Annotated in this window: 17 protein-coding genes and 2 pseudogenes; 9 read left to right on the forward strand and 10 right to left on the reverse strand. The window is 41.8% G+C overall.

Annotated elements, in window-relative coordinates; translation table 11 throughout:
• Nucleotides 1–126 precede the first annotated feature (126 nt).
• Together ACYRY3_RS32045 and ACYRY3_RS32050 are read left to right on the forward strand one after the other, a co-directional pair.
• The gene (locus ACYRY3_RS32045) at nucleotides 127–927 is read left to right on the forward strand and encodes a sulfite exporter TauE/SafE family protein (protein ID WP_460205705.1); all 801 of its coding nucleotides are present in this window, start codon (nucleotides 127–129) and stop codon (nucleotides 925–927) included.
• 231 nt (nucleotides 928–1158) lie between these two features.
• Nucleotides 1159–1617 carry a hypothetical protein gene (locus tag ACYRY3_RS32050; protein ID WP_460205706.1) on the forward strand — a complete coding sequence of 153 codons (459 nt, stop codon included), beginning with the start codon at nucleotides 1159–1161 and terminating at the stop codon, nucleotides 1615–1617.
• 208 nt (nucleotides 1618–1825) lie between these two features.
• Here the strand turns inward: ACYRY3_RS32050 and ACYRY3_RS32055 are convergent, their stop codons facing one another.
• From ACYRY3_RS32055 to ACYRY3_RS32070, 4 genes are all read right to left on the reverse strand, one after another.
• The gene (locus ACYRY3_RS32055) at nucleotides 1826–3109 is read right to left on the reverse strand and encodes a ScyD/ScyE family protein (protein WP_460205707.1); all 1284 of its coding nucleotides are present in this window, start codon (nucleotides 3107–3109) and stop codon (nucleotides 1826–1828) included.
• An 84-nt stretch (nucleotides 3110–3193) separates the two neighbouring features.
• Nucleotides 3194–4141 carry a scytonemin biosynthesis cyclase/decarboxylase ScyC gene (scyC, locus tag ACYRY3_RS32060; RefSeq protein ID WP_460205708.1) on the reverse strand — a complete coding sequence of 316 codons (948 nt, stop codon included), beginning with the start codon at nucleotides 4139–4141 and terminating at the stop codon, nucleotides 3194–3196.
• A gap of 182 nt (nucleotides 4142–4323) precedes the next feature.
• On the reverse strand, nucleotides 4324–6114 hold the full coding sequence (locus ACYRY3_RS32065) for a thiamine pyrophosphate-dependent enzyme (RefSeq protein WP_460205709.1): 1791 nt from the start codon (nucleotides 6112–6114) through the stop codon (nucleotides 4324–4326).
• Nucleotides 6115–6799: 685 nt separating this feature from the next.
• Nucleotides 6800–7345 (reverse strand): hypothetical protein, encoded by a 546-nt coding sequence (locus tag ACYRY3_RS32070; protein ID WP_460205710.1) that lies wholly within the window; start codon nucleotides 7343–7345, stop codon nucleotides 6800–6802.
• A gap of 549 nt (nucleotides 7346–7894) precedes the next feature.
• Here ACYRY3_RS32070 and ACYRY3_RS32075 point away from each other — a divergent pair.
• Together ACYRY3_RS32075 and ACYRY3_RS32080 are read left to right on the forward strand one after the other, a co-directional pair.
• Nucleotides 7895–8167 carry a Mo-dependent nitrogenase C-terminal domain-containing protein gene (locus ACYRY3_RS32075; protein WP_460205802.1) on the forward strand — a complete coding sequence of 91 codons (273 nt, stop codon included), beginning with the start codon at nucleotides 7895–7897 and terminating at the stop codon, nucleotides 8165–8167.
• Between the two features lie 39 nt (nucleotides 8168–8206).
• On the forward strand, nucleotides 8207–8533 hold the full coding sequence (locus ACYRY3_RS32080; RefSeq protein ID WP_460205711.1) for a hypothetical protein: 327 nt from the start codon (nucleotides 8207–8209) through the stop codon (nucleotides 8531–8533).
• A 24-nt stretch (nucleotides 8534–8557) separates the two neighbouring features.
• Here the strand turns inward: ACYRY3_RS32080 and ACYRY3_RS32085 are convergent, their stop codons facing one another.
• The gene (locus ACYRY3_RS32085; protein ID WP_460205712.1) at nucleotides 8558–8923 is read right to left on the reverse strand and encodes a response regulator; all 366 of its coding nucleotides are present in this window, start codon (nucleotides 8921–8923) and stop codon (nucleotides 8558–8560) included.
• Between the two features lie 364 nt (nucleotides 8924–9287).
• A complete protein-coding gene (locus tag ACYRY3_RS32090) occupies nucleotides 9288–9821 on the reverse strand; it encodes a pentapeptide repeat-containing protein (RefSeq protein WP_460205713.1) in 534 nt (177 codons plus the stop codon).
• 347 nt (nucleotides 9822–10168) lie between these two features.
• Between ACYRY3_RS32090 and ACYRY3_RS32095 the strand changes: the two are divergent.
• Nucleotides 10169–10879: pseudogene (locus ACYRY3_RS32095) on the forward strand (family 10 glycosylhydrolase); the annotation flags it as partial.
• Between the two features lies 1 nt (nucleotide 10880).
• Here the strand turns inward: ACYRY3_RS32095 and ACYRY3_RS32100 are convergent.
• Nucleotides 10881–11375: pseudogene (locus ACYRY3_RS32100) on the reverse strand (alkaline phosphatase D family protein); the annotation flags it as partial.
• 162 nt (nucleotides 11376–11537) lie between these two features.
• Between ACYRY3_RS32100 and ACYRY3_RS32105 the strand changes: the two are divergent.
• A complete protein-coding gene (locus tag ACYRY3_RS32105; protein WP_460205803.1) occupies nucleotides 11538–11831 on the forward strand; it encodes a hypothetical protein in 294 nt (97 codons plus the stop codon).
• Between the two features lie 274 nt (nucleotides 11832–12105).
• Entirely contained in the window at nucleotides 12106–12387 is a 282-nt protein-coding gene (locus ACYRY3_RS32110; RefSeq protein ID WP_460205714.1) for a hypothetical protein, read from the forward strand.
• 65 nt (nucleotides 12388–12452) lie between these two features.
• On the opposite strand, the gene ACYRY3_RS32115 is transcribed toward ACYRY3_RS32110, so the two are convergent.
• The 3 genes from ACYRY3_RS32115 to ACYRY3_RS32125 form a co-directional block, all read right to left on the reverse strand.
• Nucleotides 12453–13196, reverse strand: a complete 744-nt coding sequence (locus ACYRY3_RS32115) for an AAA family ATPase (protein WP_460205715.1) — start codon at nucleotides 13194–13196, stop codon at nucleotides 12453–12455.
• Between the two features lie 90 nt (nucleotides 13197–13286).
• Nucleotides 13287–14339, reverse strand: coding sequence for a peptidoglycan recognition protein family protein (locus tag ACYRY3_RS32120; RefSeq protein ID WP_460205716.1), 1053 nt, complete (start codon nucleotides 14337–14339; stop codon nucleotides 13287–13289).
• A 207-nt stretch (nucleotides 14340–14546) separates the two neighbouring features.
• The gene (locus ACYRY3_RS32125) at nucleotides 14547–16820 is read right to left on the reverse strand and encodes a RelA/SpoT family protein (RefSeq protein WP_460205717.1); all 2274 of its coding nucleotides are present in this window, start codon (nucleotides 16818–16820) and stop codon (nucleotides 14547–14549) included.
• A gap of 308 nt (nucleotides 16821–17128) precedes the next feature.
• Between ACYRY3_RS32125 and patD the strand changes: the two genes are divergently transcribed.
• Both patD and ACYRY3_RS32135 read left to right on the forward strand, forming a co-directional pair.
• Nucleotides 17129–17479, forward strand: a complete 351-nt coding sequence (gene patD, locus ACYRY3_RS32130) for a heterocyst frequency control protein PatD (RefSeq protein WP_460205718.1) — start codon at nucleotides 17129–17131, stop codon at nucleotides 17477–17479.
• A 448-nt stretch (nucleotides 17480–17927) separates the two neighbouring features.
• On the forward strand, nucleotides 17928–19598 hold the full coding sequence (locus ACYRY3_RS32135; protein ID WP_460205719.1) for a dipeptide ABC transporter ATP-binding protein: 1671 nt from the start codon (nucleotides 17928–17930) through the stop codon (nucleotides 19596–19598).
• The last annotated feature ends 296 nt before the right edge of the window (nucleotides 19599–19894 follow it).

Raw genomic sequence — 19894 nt, forward strand, 5'->3', positions numbered from 1 at the left:
TTGTTACCAACTTTACTTATTTTTCCAACCACGTTGGTAAAAATAAGTTTTAGTCTTTAAGTACTTGCTAAATCTTGAATTAACTTTCAAAATACTAATTGAAATTTTAGATAAATCATTCATTTTATGACTGTTTCTCAAGTCATTATTCTTGCTGGAATTTTTCTGATAACAAGCATTATTAGCGTAATTGCTGGTAGCACATCTCTGATTACTGTGCCATTAATGTTTGAATTTGGAGTCGAGCCCCGAACAGCTATTGCTACTAATATGATGGCCTTAACATTTATGAGTATTGGGGGAACATTACCTTTTGTTGGGAAAAAAGTGATTAATACTAGACGCTTACCACTACTGATAGTTTTAACAATAGCTGGTTCAATTTTGGGGGCATTGCTTGTTTTTATTATTCCATCTCAGTCAATGCCATTTATTATTTCTATATCGGCGATCGCCGCCGCTGTGTTTTCAGTTATAAATCGAAATACTGGAGTGATTCTACTTGATAATATCCCTTCAACAATAACAGAAATTGGAGGCTATTTAGCGACTTTTATACTGGGAATTTATGGAGGATTTTTCAGCGGTGGTTACGTAACTTTACTCACAGCAACATACATTATGCTATTCCGGATGACCTTTGTTGAAGCAATAGCAACAACTAAACTGATTAATGTGTTTTCCTCACTGATAGCTACCCTTATTTTTATGAAACAAGGAATCATAGATTACCAGTTAGGAGTAATTCTTAGTCTTGCCATGTTTATAGGTGGAGTTATCGGAGGTCGTATGACTCTCAAGCTAAGTAATGCCTGGTTGCAGCGTATCTACCTAATAGCAGTTAGTGCCCTAGCGTTCATAACATTTCACAAATCCCTGCAACAGCATCAATCCAGTAGTGCGGCTGTCGAGTCACTTCGAGGCTAGTACAAAAAGGCTGTTCGCGTAGCGTCTCCTCCGGAGAAGTATAAAGGCTAAAGTATGAAAGTAGCACGCTAATACAACCAGCTTTACAATCAGCGTGCAACAGTAGCCTTATCTTTGCCGATGTGTACTGGAAGATCTGCTCATTATTCAAAACAGTAGTCACAGAAGCGATAAACTGTAGTATCTTTTCTAATACACAAATAATTTTTCGTGTACTTAAGAAATGTGTTTATGAGTCTTAATAATACCCGTTTGCATCCAAAACGATTGCTTTCTTGTCTGGTTGCAACTTGTGGAGTACTGGGTGTCATGAGTCCCAGTAGCGTATCTTCGCAAACGACTTCATCATGGTTTTTAACGGTGACTTCACCTCAAGGAACTTATTTCAAGAGACCGGGAAACTGGTTTAGACAATCACCTGAAATCTATTTGGAGAGTGAAAGGTGTTTTGCTAACCCAAATACAAGATTGGTTGTCTTGTCTTATCAAGACCCAAGACAAGCAGCAGTTCGAGACAGCGAACGCAGGTCAAATTACTATGGTAACGTCGAGAGGTCTCAAGATTACTGGGAAGTCACTTTTCAGAATTTACCTTCTAGATGCAACAATTCCAGCAATCGGGTTAGGCAACAAACCTGGTTTGTTTATAAAGAGCACGTACAAATAGTACCGCGATCGCGCCAGCAATAAAGTATTAATTTACACTTTAAATCATTAGGGCTACTAAAAGCCCACACCTTAATAACACGGGAAGCAAGTAGCCCCAAAGTATGAGTATCAAGGAATTAAAGGAATTGATACTCATACGTCATTCATGTTGGGGCGGAGCCGGTGTAACGTAAGTTCAGTATGGGTAGTTTAGCATTGTTGTGTTGCTTAGCTGACGATCCCTTTTATGTCAAGCTTGGAAATAAGCAATATCAGCATCCTTAACCTGGTTGTCGTGAGTCAGGGATAATGTCTGGGATAGTTGTTTGGGTTTGCGCTTCAGTATCAGAACAGTACCTATAGCGCTAGCTGCTAATAAAGCTGCTGTAGAACTAGATTCGGGAACCGATTTAGTATCAAGTCTGACTACTTTCCCTGTAGCCGGGAGATCGGCTCCGGTGGTGATGTAAAAAGCGCCATCAGGACCGATAGTAAAGGCACCGGCTGACTCTATGCCATTGCCACTCCAAAGAGTTGTGCGAGTACCATCAGGCGCAAGTTGGATCAGAGAACCCTCTGTACTACCTTTCCAAGGCGACTCATTATTGTACTGCAAGGCATACAAGTTTCCGGCAGTATCGAAGTCCAAGTCAATTAATTGTGTAAAGCCATCAGCGTAAACTACTGGTTTATTATCATCCCCAAGTCTAAAAATACGTGCTACACCTTCTTGATAGGGATAACCAGTTAATTCACTGACATATACAGCACCATCAGGACCAATTGCAATAGCTGTAGGCACTGATTGAAGAACAAGCTCATCTGGTTGCTCTGAAAGAGGAATAGAAGGTGGGAAGTCGGCATTTTCTACGGTTTGACGGGGGAATGGAATTGGTGTCAAGTTAGTACCATCAAGTCCCACAGTAAATACAATGTTCGCGCCCGCTTCAGCTATATAAGCTAGATTGCCTTTAATTGTTACAGAATAGGGGTTACTAATCAAATCACCTCGATCCGGATTGTAATTGAGTTCAAAATTTGCCAGGTCTGCAATACTTGTCAACAAACCTGTGTTCAAATCTATTTTGTGGAATTGTCCCATTTCAGGAGCGTTGAGTAGAGAATTACGACGTCCTGGATCGCCTGCAAAACCATAAATAAGATAAGCGTTTCCTTCGGAATCAAATTTGATATCCTGGATTCCACTGGCTTCACTACCCGTGGGCTGATATCCAAGAGAGTAGAACCCTGTCAATATACGTTCTTGTTTACCATCCTTAATTCTAGTAATTGCACCACTGTTGCCCATACATAAAGGAGCCAATTGGACACTAGGTGATGGTATGCAAGCACCATTTCCTCCAGTACCGGCTTCTGTAATGTACAGACTACCATCAGGACCGAAACTGAGACCCCGTGGATTATCGAGACCATCGGCAATTACTGTCAACGATGCAGCTTTGGCGGCTTGCGATCCAAAAATAAAGGCAACACAAAATGTGAGAAATAGAATAGGAAATTGCTTATTCTTCATATGTCCAAAAAATTAAAATTTTATCCAAATACTTAAATCAAAACATTGATGCGATTGACTAGATGAGAAAGTTTCAAAGCCCCACTAAGCTTTTGGTACATAGCTTCTTCCACGGGCAAATGTATCCAAGTTGCCAGCTTTGCCTTCTAGCAAACGCTTGATATTTATGCTCTCAGACATAAAGTCCTCAATCTGAAGTTTGCCGCGAGGTAAAGGCTGGTTTACTTTCCAGAATGAGATCCGATGCTGGATGAAGCCAGAGGCAGAAGAATCACCAAAAGCATAGGCAGTGGGGACAAGCAGCACGGGGGAGCGCTGAAGAAATCCGCAGTCAGGATAGAAGTAGTCTTGTTCAAGCAAGTAGTATTTATCCATATGATGCAATTGCAGTGTGACTTTTACCTTCTGGTCGTATTCATCGAGAAACTCACCTGATTGAGGGGAAATCTCACCATATGGACGGAGCAGATGTGACCATTCGTTCATGTTTCGCAGGTTTGATAAGTATTCGACTCCCGTTTCAATAGGAGCATCAATATAGATAGTTTCACTATCTATATAATTGCGTCCCATCACTGCTGCGGTATGACCGGCTTTGCGCTCCAAAATAGCCTTGAGAGAACGACACTCAGAAGTATGTATTGTACCAACTGCCTCGCCCATCATCGGAGTCCGTCGTTTGGGATCGACAAAGCTTACCCAATGGAAGTATACACCCTCCTCATCTGTTCCCGTTTCGATGTAGCTTGGAGGAAATAGCAGAACAGGGTATACTTGGAAGTACTTATTATATTCAAACCCGCAGTGCCACTCAATGCCGTAAAATAGAGGGTGTTTCAGCTTTTTTACGTGATAGTAGAGATGGTTCTGATAGGCAGATGCAGTTCCAAGCCAGGTATCTTCGTCAATTTGCTCTTTCATCCGGCTAAAGAGTGTCCAATCGTCCAAGTTTTTTAAGCTGCAAAGGTACTCGAAAGCGTTTTCTGCTGAGGTGGCAATAAAAGCAGATGCAGCAAACGTATTTTTTTCCACTGTTAACTCCTTAAATGTATCTTAGTCAAAAGTCAAAAATCAAAGCTGAAGGCAGAAGGCAGGAGGTAGCATTGCTGAAGGGTACAATTATGGGACTCTGTCTTTTCTAATGCGTTGTTTTAGTTCTTAAATTTGTAGCAAGTAGCGTGATACTGGATTAACGCTCGTGCTAAAGGTTCCAACTAATGGAAATTTGTGAGGCTCGTAACTACACTTGATTGAACTTCTGGTGCTGTTAAAGCTTGATTACGTCCTTGAGAAGGTGCATTTCGACTCGGATCGATTACTACATCTACTACAAAAGGAACAGAGGAGGCGATCGCTTGCTCCAGCGCTGCGTGCAAATCTGACTCTTTCTCGACTCTGATACCAGCTGCTCCCATACCACGGGCAATTAAGACGAAATCTGTCTGTGGAATTGTCGCATCTGCACCCTGAAATCCCAACGATGTCATGCCTTGATAGCACATATTGTAATAGCCATCGTTGAGTACAATCCAGACGGCAGGAATTTTGTATCTTACAGCTGTACTAATTTCGTTATTCATTAGCATTGCTCCATCCCCAACAATAGCTACAGCTTTACTATTGCGGGCTAGTGCTGCACCTACAACTCCGGTGACGGCTTGACCCATTGCGGCAAATCCGGTGCTGACTCGGTAACGATTTGGTTGCGAAAATTGCAGTAGATGATTTGCCCAAATAAACGAATTGCCCGCCTCTGATATAACTAGGGCATCGCTACCCTCAACAATTACTTTTTGAATTTCCTCCATTAAAACTTCTGGTCGTACTAGATAGTCTGGACTAGGTTCCATTACTTTGCGTTCTGGACGAGGTAACGATAATGTTGTTGTACAAGAAGAAGCTGGTAATTGCTTCAAGAGTTCTTGTACAAAAGTTTTGATATCAGATTGAACGGGGAAAGTTTCAGCATGGGGATATGCTACTCCTGGTACTTCTGGGTTAATGTCTACATGTACAAAGCCTCTCGGGGGAAGCATCTCTTGACGCCAGAAAGAAGTTGCTTCACCAAGACGTGTTCCTAGTACGAGTGTACGTAAAGGAGTTTGCTCTTGCATATAAGTGATGACAGAATCTTGACCACCCCAACCTGTGACACCGACAAACTGGGGATGATTTTCAGGAAAAATGCCTTTACCACGGGGTGAGCACATAACTGCTGCACCTGTTCTTTCGGCAAGTTGACGAATTTCTTCTGCTGCATCACGTGCTCCGAACCCAACCCAAATAGCAAAGCGTCCAGAAGATAATAATTCAACAGATTGAGCGATCGCTTTCGGGGAAGGTGTCACCCGATAACTAGAAAAATCAAGCTGGGGCAAGGACATACTATCAACTAAACTTGACTGTACATCGTTGGGAATGCTCAAATGAGCAACAAACGCTCCTGGTTGTGCTAAACCAGTAGCCAGTTGGCGAAAAATTTGTGGGAGTTGAGCTGTAGATTCAACAATGGTTGCATAGTTGAACGGCATTCCAGGAGTAAAAATTCCTGCACTGGGCAATGTCTCAATACTGGTTTCCTGAATTGCACGACGTCCGCGCTGTGATGCTGACGTACTAGCCGATAAAAGAATCACCTTTGCACCTTCATTACGAGCAGCCAATAAGCCTGTGAGGGTGTTGCTGATGCCTGGACCTGTTGTAGTAAACACTATATTAGGACAGCCACTGGCAAAGTAAGCTTCGACTGCGGCAAAAGCTGCTCCTCCTTCATGGCGAAAATTCAATACCTGCATATCACTGTTCAATAGTGCTCTCCAAAGGTGGGCCATACCACCTCCCATAAGACCAAAAGCTCGGCGCACACCCAAATTTTCTAGCATTTGGATCGTTGCGTCTGCAACTGATATCTGTTGGGCTATTTTTGAGCCTCCGGTACTGTTAAACGCAAAGTTCTTGAATAACTCAGTATTACTTCCTTGTAAAAGAGCTTTGGGATTAGTCATAGGATCTCTCGTCTGGATTTAATACAAGATTTCGTTTTTTTAACTGCTTAGTCAATTTAGTGCGGCACTCAGAAACTTCACCTTATTTGAACCTTTGTAGGTTTATTAGGGGAAGACTCAAGATTTATACAACCCTCAGTAGCTTACAAAGTTTTATAAACTTATGTAAAACAAGGGTTCTATTCATTACCAATAAAAAATATTTATTGATTTCGTTAATAGCGTTTCTTCTAAAAAGCAGAGTTTGCTTAACTCTTCATTACAATTGCTTTCTTCATGTTTGATTTTTCGGTTGTAACGTTTGTATGGCAGAAATTCTAAAAAACTTTGCAATTGACTAACCCTAAACTTGTATTATATGATTTTCATTTTTTTCAATGTTTTTTACATCAGTAAATTTACATTTTTCTTGATTTAATTCATACTTAAAAAAAACAAAATCTCTCCAATAATTCCTGGATATATTCTAAACATATGATGAAGATTAAATGAAGAAAATGTGGTTTATACATAGATTTTTTATGGTCAAAATGCTCGTCTGAGGGCAAGAAGTAGAAGCAGGTAGAGGAAATAAAGGAAGAAGTCAATACAGTTGGGAATTGTATGAGTATTACTGTGGTGACATCACAATTTGTTGTGAAACCGCATTTAGGGCAGTTCATTAAAATTTTATCTGTTGTGCCAGTCAAATAATTCGTTGCCCAACAAATATACTCTGCCTGAAAAACAAAAATAACTTGATACTACAGTAGACGAGCGCCATTCCAAAAAGAGCCCAGCTTATCCAGAAAGAAGCAATCTGCAACATCCAAAGACTCACTAAAACTAGTCCCAGAATATCAGCAATTAATACTGGCAGACGTTCAGAAATTTTCCAAGTTTGAAGGACATTTTCTGCTAGTGGATAAATTTTTACTCCTGCAAATAAGTTAAACCAAACTTGACTCAGTAAAATCAACAACGAACCCCATCCCAGCCAAACTGATGATGTATAAAATCCTAAAAGTTCTAGAAAAATTGTACTAATCGCGATCGTGGAGAAATTATCCAAACGAGTATCTTGAACTTGCTTCTTGGCATCAGCGATTTGTTGCAAATCCTTGGTTGCCATCCGGGCTTGCTCTAAACAAAACAAAAACATCCCTACAGCCAGGAGTTGATGCGTTATTTCTTGACCCCAAATAACTTGTCTCAATATGCAAAGACAAGCAGGCAAGAACAGTAAAAACATTATTCCAGCGATTGGCAACATGAAATGGTTTCTTATGGTTAAACAAATGAAACATCAATCATAAGCCATTTGAATGAATGGTGGACACTGCCCACCCTACTACTACCGCTTGCTGAAATAGCTCACAGACGAAAGTTTTAGCGTTAGTTTTACCCCTCCCTAGCCCTTTCGAGGAGAGGGGGAGGGAAGTTAATTTCTTGTTTCTTCTGTTTGGGATGCTGTATTTTGCCACAAACAGAACAAGCTACCCAATCGAGGTTTGGGAACTTGATTTCTTGTTTCCCCCCAAGAACGGGGTTTCGGTGACTTGTAGCAAGTGGCGTGGATTAAGGGGGGTAAATCCAACTTGTGTGACACGGTAGTCTATCGGATGAGAAGTGAACTTCTGTTGAAATTAGTTAAAGTTATAGATTATAAAAACAACTTATATTTTACGGATAGTGCTATTTTATGAATTTATATTTAAACTGCTTAGTAGCAGCAGTTAAAGGAGACACCGCAATGCTTGATTTCCCCAGAAACAATTATCGCCACAACTACTTTACTAAGTTGAAATTTGACAGTAAGGCTGTACTTGAACCCATTCGTCAATGGCTTGATTGTATTGAGATCGCTAACCCCAAAATTGCACACTTTTTATGTAAAGTCATTCCAGTTCAATGTCCCTTTGAGCGGGATATTTACCTGTTTGGTCGCAAATTAGCACATATTCCACCCCTGTGTAAACTAAATCCTTTCTATGAGCAAGTTACCAGTTTGCGATTTCGTGCCCTTTGCTATTTGGCTGATGAATGCGGCGAAGATATTCGTTGCTATTGCTGAAGTGCTGTACTATATATAAGGAGTAAACAAAAGTGAACAATGGTAGAACGCCCAATTAAAAAATCAGATCGTCAGCCTAAAGTTGATTCAGACAACACCTCTGAAAATTCAGATTCTCTGCCTCCTGTAGAGTCAAATGCTAAACCCATAAAACGAATTGGCGATCGCAAAGCAGATTCTTCTGAGCGTCGCTCTTCGGGTAAAGGTAAGAAAGGATCTTTTGCCAAGGAATCCAAGCAGCAGGTTAATCCTGCCTTAGCGCGTGGTCCAAAACCCGCTAAGCCAAAACCCGATGTCATTACAGAGCCGGAAACTGCATCGGAAGTTGTTTCTGAGGGATCTCAAGGCGAAACAGCAGAAAGTTGACACTCTCAATTCAATGGTGAAATACTAAGCCATCCTCCCTTCAACTAAGTTCAGAATTTCGTCAAAGCAGAAGTGACGCAATAAATCCATCAAAACCTCTGCTGTTTCTGAATAAGTTTCAGGAATTTCTGCGATAAGATGAGCAATTCGATTTCCATCAACTTCAATAGCTGCTTGGTGTAGTTGTACCATCCATTCAGCAGGCATGATGTTACCGAGATCTGAAAGTTTCACGCTTTGCTGTAGCTCCCCATTTCTCTGTTCTTGGACTTGTGTACTTTCCTGCTCCTCTGCATACAGATAGCGTACACCCAAATGCTCAGCTAGCTTTTCAAAAATAATCTGTTCCCGAAATGGTTTGCGAACTAAATCATCACACCCCGCAGCCAAGATACTTGCTTGTTGTTCTTCAAAAGCGCTTGCTGTCAGTGCTATGATGATTGTACGGCATCCAGCGTCACTTGCATTTTCGTTAGGGTTGCTTGCAGTTGCTTAACCTGCTTGGCTAAATCAGCACTCATCTTTCAGTTGCTGTAACGTGGCATTCGTCCCATAGTCTTGTTGAAATTCTAGCTTTATGGCATAAATTACAGCAAAATTACTTAATCATCTACCGATTTTTAACCCCGTAGGTTGGGTTGAGGAACGAAACCCAACAACTCCATCCACGAAACCCAACAATTGGATAAACTTTGGGTTTCTCTTTGTTCAACCCAACCTACGATTATTCTTTCTTCAGAGCGACAGAATGAAGTTATGATTGCTCGGAATCCAGAATCGTTCCTTCCAAATTAGCGCCCTCCAAATTGGCTCCATTTAAATTAGCGTCCTGAAGCTCAGCCTGACTCAAATTAGCATCTTTCAAATCGGCTACAACTAAATCGGCTCCGCTTAAATCGGCTCCATCTAGGTTGGCAGCGCTCAGATTAGCTTCATGTAGGTTAGCCTCGCTCATAGTTGCAGTTATCAGGTTAGCAACAGTTAAATCAGACTGACTGAGATTGGCGTTATCAAGTATAGCTCCATCTAGAACTGCTCCATCTAATACGGCTCCACTTAAATTGGCTCCACTTAGGTTAGCCTCCGATAAATTCGCCCCATTCAAGTCTGCATGATTCAGGCTAGCTTGGCTGAGATTTGCCCCATTCAGATTTGCTCCATCTAAAAGAGCTCGATCTAAAATAGCTCCACTGAGATTGGCTCCTGCCAAATTAACCTCGCTTAAGTCAGCGCCTGTAAAATCTCTAGCACCTGCTTCATATTGTGAGAGGAGTTCTGTTGCTTTCATAACTTTTTACCTATCTGTACTTCACTTAAAAAGGGCTGAGCAATCTCACTCAAGTGCCTCACAGTGGGTTTTGTAATTGTTCTAAACTATCAATTCTGACTGCTGCAAAATGTCTATCCGGAGTTTGAAATCCTATCTCCCTATAGATCCTTATTCTTTCAAGTTCAGAATAGACGATACACCTAATGTTTTACGTGTAGTCCATTGGCACTAGTTGCCCACCAGTTGCGTCGATTATCTTAATCAAGCTAAATCTGTACCGGGAAAACCCGTGCGGTCATTTAGTGTTGTTTGAATGGAATGTTGTACATCAACTTCATTGATTAAAGATAAATAACTTAGAGATAATGGCGGTACAATTCTATCACAAAAGTATACAACTCAGTCCGTGGTTAGGTAATATACTATCTAAAGTCGTGCAAATACTTGTCCTAGGTAAAGGTTTGCGGTCAATTAAGCGTCTTATCCCAGTGTTGTTTGCAGTATCCTTTGTTACTGTAATTCTGGTAGGCAACCTTCCCCTTGCAACTGCTCAAATACCCCAGTTACCTTCTCAAGAAATTCGCGGGGTTTGGCTGACTAATAATGACTTTGACATCTTTAGGCATCGTGCCAAAGCGCAGGACGCAATTGCTCAATTGCGTCGGTTAAACTTTAACACAATTTATCCCGTAGTTTGGAATGATGGCTATACAAAATATCCCAGTGCAGTAGCACAACGAATGGGTATACCTTTTTTCTTTAAGGGCGCAGAGGGACAAGATGTAATTGCAGACATCATTACTCAAGCCCGTCGCCAAGGTCTACTTGCAGTACCTTGGTTTGAATTTGGTTTTATGGCTCCTCTGACTTCAGAATTAGCATCAAATCATCCAGATTGGCTGACGCAAAAGCAGGATGGAACTCAAACTTCGATTAGTGCTGCAGGTGAGGTGGCGTGGCTCAATCCCTTTCACCCAGAAGTGCAAAAGTTTATTACTGACCTCGTCGTGGAAATTGTCACTCAATATGATGCTGATGGTATTCAATTTGACGACCACATGAGTTTACCTGTGGATGACAAGAAGCAAACGCAAAGCGGAACTGTTCGATTTTTTGTCCCAAAGCAGGAGCAGTGCGGGTGCGTCCAATGGGGCTAACTTCATTGCCTACTTTAAACTGATACCAGTACCATCGGTCTGGTTGTAATCCCTCAACAACAACGTGTACCGAGTGCCCTAATTCGGGAATTGCATAGGTCGTTCCGCTTCGCACAACCCGTGTCATTTTTTCATCAGTAGCAACCTGCCACTGTACGGAGACATTTTCTGATGGCATTCCACCCCCATTCAGTGGATCGGGAGCCAAACGCGTCCATATAACAACGCTTCTAGGATACGGCTCCCCTGAAGCGACACCGAGACTGAATGGATAAGCGGGGAATTTAGGTTGAGCATTGACTCTGCTTGACCATTGGGTTGTCAGTGCTAAGCCAGTGAAGAATCCACCACTAATCAACAGGCTGCGACGCTTCAACGAAGTTGATAGTAATCGCTCGAGATGCAAGCGTTCCATCACAAATCTTGCCTCTTAGTTTTTTCTGTTGAAAAAATATGCACCAAAAGATTATCAATTCGGCATCAACGATATAGTTAAGGGACTGTTAAATCTTGCTTAATTGAAAGATTAGTTTATATTTATTAGTAAGATAAAAAGTTTGTAATATTATCAAATATGATGAGTGTAAAACATCTTTCTATAGTACTACTACTTATAGTCTCTTTTTTAATTGCACTTCCTGCTCATGCATCTTTTTGCAAGAATTACAATGGACATCAGATTTGTATTATTGATATTAAACGAAGTGCTAAAAAATATTGGGAATATAGGGTATCTATAACTGTAGATGGGGTGAAAATACCTGTTGAAGTTTATAACTGCCGCGATCGCACTAAAGTTGAAAAAGACGGAACTGTTTTGCCGTTTGGAAAAAATGATCCTGGCGAGCTTGTGTGTCGTTTTTTTAAGTAGAAAATAAAAATGTTAGAAAAAGTCAGCTTTTATCAGATTATTAGGCTGCACTTATCAAATTTTTCAACTTCTAGCACGGGTGAATGCATTAAAACTTTACAAAAACATACTCCTCAATTTTGCTTAGTCAATCGCCTTTAGCCCTGATAGTATAAGCATCAGTGATGTTACAGGGTAAATGGCGGCAACTGTTGCAACATTGAAATCTTTAGGTGCGGTGGAAGTTTAAGAGGATAGGATTATTGAGTAAGAGTAAGTTAGTTAGGTATATATTATGAATAACGTTAACTCTGAAGACTTTAATGTGACAGAGAACCGCACACCTCTAGAATACGATGTTACAGGTGGCGAACGCGGGAAATATTACCAAGCTTATCGACGGGGACACACTGTAACCATTCAGCAAACAGATGGCACGACAGTTGTCCACCATTACACTCGTGAAAATGGGATCGTAATCCTTGACCCTGATGTCAGGGAATATTTTCCTAATGGGGAAGCGGTCAATCACGCCTTACGCACGTTGATTCACTTGATTCCTAAAAAACACGAATAGTTTTATACACGGGTGTTTCAACTAGTAACTCATGAGGTTCGCTTTTTTTGCTTTTTTTTTGCACATTAGCGTACCTCAATATTTTGTTGCATCGCTATTTTTAAATTCTCAGCTACATACTCAACAGCACGGAGTTTCCCGTACTTCATATCTAAGCAGAATAATTTGCCTATGTTACTATCTTCCACATCATCTAATACTTCTTGAAAGGCACGAACACAATCCCAACTATGAGTGGTTGCAAAAATTTGTATATTCAGTCGCTTTGCTATTTCCAAAATTAAGCGCCACATATCTGTTTGCACTTCATAATAAAGACCAGCATCAATTTCATCTACTAGTAAAAAACCATTTTCGGCATTCACAGCAAATATTGCTAGATTCAAAATACGACGCATTCCATCACCCATACTACCTAAAGGAATGGGGTCATGCTGTCCGCTTACTTTTATAATAATGCCACTATTAGAGGTTTGACGGCTGGTAAAACTAATGCGCTCTACATTTGGCTCTATAATTTGCAGTCCTCGTACAACCTCGTCTTCTTTAGGGGTAAGAGTAATTTCATCCCACATCTTAGCTAAACTGCTAAATGTTATGTTAACAGTTGTTAAGAATTGACAGCGCTGTGTTATTAAACCTGAAGCAAACCGAGAATTTACCAACTTAAAAAATTTTGGCTCTATCGAACCATCATCTAAGACTGGTACTTTGATTGGTTGGTGTTTTTGGTATGTAAAATTTAGTTCTAATTCTGGTATATCGGTTTCCGTGATATCTTCCAATCGTTCTAGTACACGTTGGCACAAATAAGGCTCACAAATGCAAATCTTTGTAAAGCTTGTAGTATTAGCCTGTGACTTTCATCCTTTAGCCTTCATACTGAGCGACTTTTTCTACTAGTTGCCAATGCTACTAATATTAACTGGAGCAATTACCCGAAATGAATGAAGTAAATTCCAAAATTTATCAAACTCAAAACTTCTTGGGTCAATTCTTTGACCGGAACGATCTACAGCCCTGTGAGTCGTAATCCTCTCATCTGGAACGTTACTTTGAGCGATTAACCAGGCAAGAGATTGATATTGAGCGTCAGTGTAACCAATGTGAGTTGGTTCTTTAGTCCCTACACCAGAAGGTGGAGTTTCTAAACCAACGTGATAGGCAAAGTTATTGACAGATGGAGGCAAATCAGCATTCGTCTTCACTGTCTCTACACCGAGAGGTCCTTCAAAAACTGAGTTACCTGCACCAAAGGCTCTTTTTTCTGGCGGGACTAAATAAACAACGGTGCCATCTAGCTTAATCATGGTATGGTAGCTAGCTTGGACGTTTTCATCTTCGTGGGAATTTTTAAAAAAGTTGATGGCGCTGGATGCAGGGGCTGCAGTTTCGTGAAGCACTATGATTGGTGCATTGTTAACTGGGTTGCCATTAACATCTGTTGCAAACCGATCGCCATAGTTACTTGGATCTGCCCATGCAATCTCGTATCTCGGTTTGTAAGCTGCAAAAGCTGCAGTGGTTTTGACGGAGTAAGTCAGAGTATTTGGAGATTGGAAATTTAGGGTTTTGTTCTTTTGAGTTTTCCCAACTTTCAGACGGGAATCGGAATCTTGACTGGGAATAGTTACATTTTGATTGGGTGCTGTTGTTAGCTGTTTCAGTCGAGAATCCGTATTGGGAGCAGTAGCCTTTGGAGATGGTGTTTTTTCAGGTTCCTTGGGTTCGGAGTCGGAATCAAGGCTTGAGATAGTTGCCTTTGTATCTAATGTTTTTGTGCTTTCTTCTGGTCGTTCGTCGTAATATTGATCCGAAAGCGCTGGTTTTGGATTAGATGTGACTGTTTCCTCTTGAAGAAAATCTGCTCTTCCAAGAAGTAGCCCTAAAATCAGACCCACTAACGCTAGAACTGCCAGTACGACACCTGTTGTTTTTACCCTAAATCTCATTTTTTTAACACTTTTATAAAATCTTTTACCTTCGCAATGATGTAAAAGAAATAATTTTTAATATAATTTCTTCATATAAAATTATACCTAAAAGACCAATCTGTCTATAGGTATATATAAGGAAATTGTTAATTAGTTAGTAGATAGTAGTTAGTGGTCGGAGTGCTACTCTACTAACCACTAACCACTAACTATGAACCCAATAACTTATTCATCAGTTTGACCGATGCGACGGATATTGAGAATATCGCTCAGTTTCTTGATTTGGGTAAATATCTGTTCGAGTTGGGGGCGATCGCGGATATCGATCCCCAAGTCTATCAAAGCTGGTTGACCGTTGGCAGTTTTCACCTGAGCATGACGCACATTAATACCTTGGTCGCTCAGGCGAGAAAGAATATCCTTAAGGACTCCCACCCGGTCTAGGGCTTCAATTTGGATATTGACTGGATATGTCTGAGGGCGACCATAGGGTTCACCGGAAGGATTCCAATGCACGGGAACAAGGCGATCGCATTCTACAGTATCCAAATTGTGGCATCCTTGGCGATGGATGGAAATTCCCCTACCTCGGGTAACAACACCAATAATTTGTTCTCCCGGAATGGGAGTGCAGCACCCAGCAAGATGGTATACCAATCCTTCTACTCCAACGATTGGGGAGTCAGTTGTACGCGAGGTGGTTGGTGTTGAGTCGCGCAGGGTTTTTGATGCCGAAGGTAACTCTTTGATCAAATCGCTTGATGTTGCTGCAATCGCGGGTTGCTGTGCCTTTACCAATTCTCGCCACCGATTCAGCACAAGGCTGAGGGTGACTTCACCGTAACCCAAAGCTGCAAGCAAATCCTCACAAGAATGGTAATTACATCGTTCCGCTACATTCTGCATCGGTTGCGACTTAATCAGGTTTTCCACACCGGATCTGCCCAGTTCTTTTTCCAATAATTCCCGACCGCGAGCAATATTTTCTTCACGGCGCGATCGCTTGTACCACTGCTTGATTCTATTCTTTGCTGCTGAAGTTCTAACAAAGTTTAACCAATCCAAACTTGGGTGGCTGTTTTTTTGCGTCAAAATCTCTACAATATCGCCATTTTGCAGCCGTGTTGAGAGGGGAACCATCCGTCCATTCACCTTTGCTCCCGAACAGTGATTTCCTATTTCTGTGTGAATGCGATAAGCAAAATCCACCGTACTAGAACCGGGGCTCAAAGGAATCACATCACCTTTCGGAGTAAAGACATAAACATCATCTTCAAACAGATTGTCTTTAACGCTTTCTAAGTATTCCTGAGCATCCTTGACATCATTCTGCCATTCCAGCAGTTGCCGCAACCATGTAAATTTCTCATCTGATGCTGTTAAATGGGTTGTCAAAGAACCACCCGATTCCTTATACTTCCAATGGGCAGCAATTCCATATTCAGCAATCCGATGCATTTCAAGAGTCCGAATTTGCACTTCTAAAGGGCGAGCCCACGGACTAATGACACCTGTATGCAATGATTGGTAACGATTGGGTTTGGGCAATCCAATATAATCCTTAAATCTTCCAGGGATCGGGCGGAAAGCATCATGCACAATTGCCAAAGCACGGTAGCATTCCTCATTAGAATTCACAATAATTCGTAGTGCTGCCAAATCGTAAATTTCGTGGAATTCTTTGTTTTGGCGCTGCATTTTTTGATAGATGCTATACAGATGCTTTGGTCGTCCGCTAATATCCAGACACTGAATTCCTGCTTCTACCAATCGATTCCGCAAAGTTTCAGCAACGGCTGCTAATCTCTCTTCTCTGGCTCCTCGTTTCTCGGCTACATACTCTTGAATTTGACGGTAGGCATCTTGCTCCAAGTACTTAAAAGATAAATCTTCCAGTTCCCACTTAATGCGCCAAATCCCCAAACGATTTGCCAGAGGAGCAAAGATTTCTCGTGTTTCTAAAGCGATGCTTTTGCGTTTTTCTTCAGGAAGATGTTCGAGAGTCCGCATATTATGCAAGCGGTCTGCCAACTTTACTACTATCACCCGAATATCTTGCGCCATTGACAAGAACATTCGACGAAAGTTTTCTGCTTGGCTTTCGGTCTTGCTTTTGAAATTAATTTTAGAAAGCTTTGTAACACCTTCCACCAATTGCCGCACTTCCGTACCAAAGCGCTGGTCTATTTCTTCAATCGTGACATTTGTATCTTCCACTACATCATGTAGTAAGCCAGCTGCTATCATAGCAGCACTGCCACCTAGCTCGCGTAGTATTCCTGCTACAGCGACGGGGTGAGAAATATATGGTTCTCCTGATTTGCGGTACTGACCCTGATGTAACTGGTAGGCAAATTCAAATGCCTGAAAAATTAAATTAGACTCACTTTGCCTTCGGTCATCATGTGCTTCGGCGCTTTGTGTAGATGACCCCAGGCAATGCTGTAGCCATTCCGGAAGGGTAATATCAATTCTGGAAGTTAATACAGTGCTGCTCATAAAATAGCGCCAATGGTAATTGGTGATAAGGTTCAAAAGAGGAGTGAGTTGGCGGCATTGCCGTCAACAGGAACAATAACTGACATACGCAAGGACAATTTGCGTTTCGGGTGTTCCCTCAAGGCGTCAGTGCAAATTATCCAGTACGGGTGTCGGGCATCATAGGTTGTAAGTGTCGATATAAAGCAAATCCCGCCCCAAAAATTATTCAAGGCGCGAGGTTTTAAGATAGAGTTTAGAAAAGTTTAGCCTATCAGAAAAATTTCTTGACATTACCTTGTCATTAATATTATCTCAATAAGTACTGTATGTCTCTAATTCGCGAGAAATACGACTCATTTGCAATTCAGCTGAAGCAGTTGCATTCAGAGATTGCTGCTGACCAATTAGATTCACCTGGAATACGGCAACGGGTGATATCTTTGCAGAAGTTTTTTCAGCAACAGATCGTGCCTTTGGTGAATGAGGACACAGACAGTAACAATAAGGGGCGTTTGCAGTCTTATATGACTGAAATGAGTAAGCAGCTGCGGCTGTTGGAAATAGATGTCACTTTTCTCCAAGGAGCACGGCAAACTTCCACTACTAAAGCTAGACTTGATGCCATCGGCAATCGCCTAACCACTCTCATTGAATACTGTAATGCCTTATTGCAATAAATGGTACCAGCAGAACAAGCAGTATAACTGATGGAGATGATTAAAAATAATAAAAATCTGATTGTAATTTACTATTGCATTCTAAATTCAGATCCCTCCTGTATTTGTCGTGGGCTTGACACATTTATATTCGGTTAAACTTTGTGTAAAGGTAATCAAGGGTCTAAAGTCAAGACTTGCTGAAATTTGAACTTATGGCTTTTAACAGGGAATGGGGAACGGGGAATGCCTTGGGATAAATTCTGGGATTTACTAGAGTCTTTCCTTCTGCCCTCTGACCTCTGCGCCTTTCTTCGGTAAGTTCTCCTTGCAAGTAAATGTGTTGTGCAAACAGCGATAAAGCAGAAAAAGAGACTTCCGCAACAACCCTGATGCCTTTGACTGAATACTGTATCTTAATCTTAAAACTGAAAGCAGGTATTTGATAGCTGGTAGATAAAAGCTAATTATGAGTGAAGCCTTATTTTGTATTGAGAATCTGGGCGTAGCCTACCCCCATCATAGTGATGAACAAGTCCAGTGGGCGGTTGATGGTGTATCTTTCACCCTGCAACCTGGTGAGAGAATGGGATTGGTGGGAGAGTCAGGCTGTGGTAAGTCTACTCTCGGAAGGGCAGCAATGCGGTTGCTACCACCATCAACTCAAATTGCAGGCAGAGTTACTTTTCAAGGGCGATCTGTGTTTGATATGACCCCCGAACAGCTACGGAAATTTCGAGGAGAGGCGGTAGCTCTTATTTTCCAAGACCCAATGACGCGTTTAGATCCGCTAATGACAATTGGGAATCATTGTTTGGAAACTCTTAAGGCACACTCACCCCAGTTATCTACACGGGAAGCCAAGGAAATAGCAATTGCCACTCTGGAAAAAGTGAAGATTCCTGCTAGCCGTTGGACTCAGTATCCTCACGAATTCAGCGGTGGGATGCGCCAAAGGGTCGCGATCGCTTTGGCGTTACTTCTTAAGCCTAAATTAATTGTAGCTGATGAACCGACTACCAGTTTAGATGTCACTGTTTCTGCTCAGATTCTGCAAGAACTAACGCGGCTGTGCGGTGAAGAAAACATGGCACTCCTGCTTATTTCTCACGACTTGGCGCTTGTGGCGGAGTATTGCGATCGCATTGGCGTCATGTACACCGGCAAAATGGTAGAAACGGGCTCATCCCGGACTGTATTCCAACGACCCCAGCACCAATATACACAATCCCTTTTAAAAGCAGCTTTGCACATTCAAACAGTGGACGGGGGGTCAGGGGAAGATCCTTCCCAATCCCCAGTCCCTAATTCCCACATTGCGGGTACCCAGACCCCAATATTGCGCGTTACAGAACTCAAACAGCACTACACCCTAGAACCTAATTTTGTAGAACGACTTTTGAAACGGGAAAGTCAAACAATCAAAGCAGTGGACGGAATCAACCTAGAACTTTATCCGGGGGAAATTTTAGGATTGGTTGGCGAATCGGGTTGCGGAAAGAGTACGCTGTCGCGAACAATACTGCAACTGATTCGTCCTACTGAAGGTAAAGTCGAGTTTTTGGGACGGGATTTAACGAGGCTTTCGCGTCAGGAAATTCGCAATTCCAGGCGACAGATGCAAATGGTATTTCAAGATCCCCATGCTTGCCTAAATCCTGCAATGACGGTGGGACAAAGCATTGCAGACCCTTTGCTGATTCACAAGCTAGCAGATTCTGGCAAAGCAAAACAAGAGGTGATGTGGATGCTGGAAAAAGTGGGGTTAAAGCCAGCAGAAGTTTATTATCAGCGTTATCCCTCAGATTTATCTGGTGGACAGCAGCAACGAGTTGCAATAGCCCGTGCATTGATTACTCGTCCGAAACTCATCATTTGTGATGAACCGGTGAGTATGTTAGACGCTAGCGTACAGTCGCAAGTGCTAGACCTCATGTTGGAGTTAAAAAAAGAATTTGAGTTAACATACTTATTTATTACTCACGACCTTTGGTTAGCAAGATTTTTATGCGATAGGATTGCTGTCATGAACAGTGGCAAAATAGTCGAACTAGGTCCGACAAAACAAATTTTTGCCCATCCACAACATCCTTATACTCAAACCTTACTAGCAGCAGCCCCCTTATTGGCAAGAGCTTAACCAATTTTTGTAGTAGTTTCGTAGGGTGGGCACTGCCCACCATTGACTCTAACTCCCTCTCAGAATTTGTCTGATGCACCGTATGATTCGCGATCGCAAGCAGAACAATCGCACCGAGCGCAAAGATTACGTTGCCGAGCAAATCAACAACACCTCTAGAACCGATAGTCGGGGTTGAGGAAAACCATACCAGGCATAGGTTAGCAGCGCTCCACCAGCAAGTGCCAGCCGATGAGCATTCCCCCAACTTGCCGATTGCGACCACAGAGAAATCAGTTTGACGCTCGGAGCATAGA

This window comes from Scytonema sp. NUACC21 (assembly GCF_054684315.1).

What these genes read in the sequence shown, in the direction of transcription:
- ACYRY3_RS32045 (WP_460205705.1), top strand. Translation starts at nt 127, where the DNA reads ATGACTGTTTCTCAAGTCATTATTCTTGCTGGAATTTTTCTGATAACA.
- ACYRY3_RS32050 (WP_460205706.1), top strand. Translation starts at nt 1,159, where the DNA reads ATGAGTCTTAATAATACCCGTTTGCATCCAAAACGATTGCTTTCTTGT.
- ACYRY3_RS32055 (WP_460205707.1), bottom strand. Translation starts at nt 3,109, where the DNA reads ATGAAGAATAAGCAATTTCCTATTCTATTTCTCACATTTTGTGTTGCC.
- ACYRY3_RS32065 (WP_460205709.1), bottom strand. Translation starts at nt 6,114, where the DNA reads ATGACTAATCCCAAAGCTCTTTTACAAGGAAGTAATACTGAGTTATTC.
- ACYRY3_RS32070 (WP_460205710.1), bottom strand. Translation starts at nt 7,345, where the DNA reads ATGTTTTTACTGTTCTTGCCTGCTTGTCTTTGCATATTGAGACAAGTT.
- ACYRY3_RS32080 (WP_460205711.1), top strand. Translation starts at nt 8,207, where the DNA reads ATGGTAGAACGCCCAATTAAAAAATCAGATCGTCAGCCTAAAGTTGAT.
- ACYRY3_RS32090 (WP_460205713.1), bottom strand. Translation starts at nt 9,821, where the DNA reads ATGAAAGCAACAGAACTCCTCTCACAATATGAAGCAGGTGCTAGAGAT.
- ACYRY3_RS32105 (WP_460205803.1), top strand. Translation starts at nt 11,538, where the DNA reads ATGAGTGTAAAACATCTTTCTATAGTACTACTACTTATAGTCTCTTTT.
- ACYRY3_RS32110 (WP_460205714.1), top strand. Translation starts at nt 12,106, where the DNA reads ATGAATAACGTTAACTCTGAAGACTTTAATGTGACAGAGAACCGCACA.
- ACYRY3_RS32120 (WP_460205716.1), bottom strand. Translation starts at nt 14,339, where the DNA reads ATGAGATTTAGGGTAAAAACAACAGGTGTCGTACTGGCAGTTCTAGCG.
- ACYRY3_RS32125 (WP_460205717.1), bottom strand. Translation starts at nt 16,820, where the DNA reads ATGAGCAGCACTGTATTAACTTCCAGAATTGATATTACCCTTCCGGAA.
- patD (WP_460205718.1), top strand. Translation starts at nt 17,129, where the DNA reads ATGTCTCTAATTCGCGAGAAATACGACTCATTTGCAATTCAGCTGAAG.
- ACYRY3_RS32135 (WP_460205719.1), top strand. Translation starts at nt 17,928, where the DNA reads ATGAGTGAAGCCTTATTTTGTATTGAGAATCTGGGCGTAGCCTACCCC.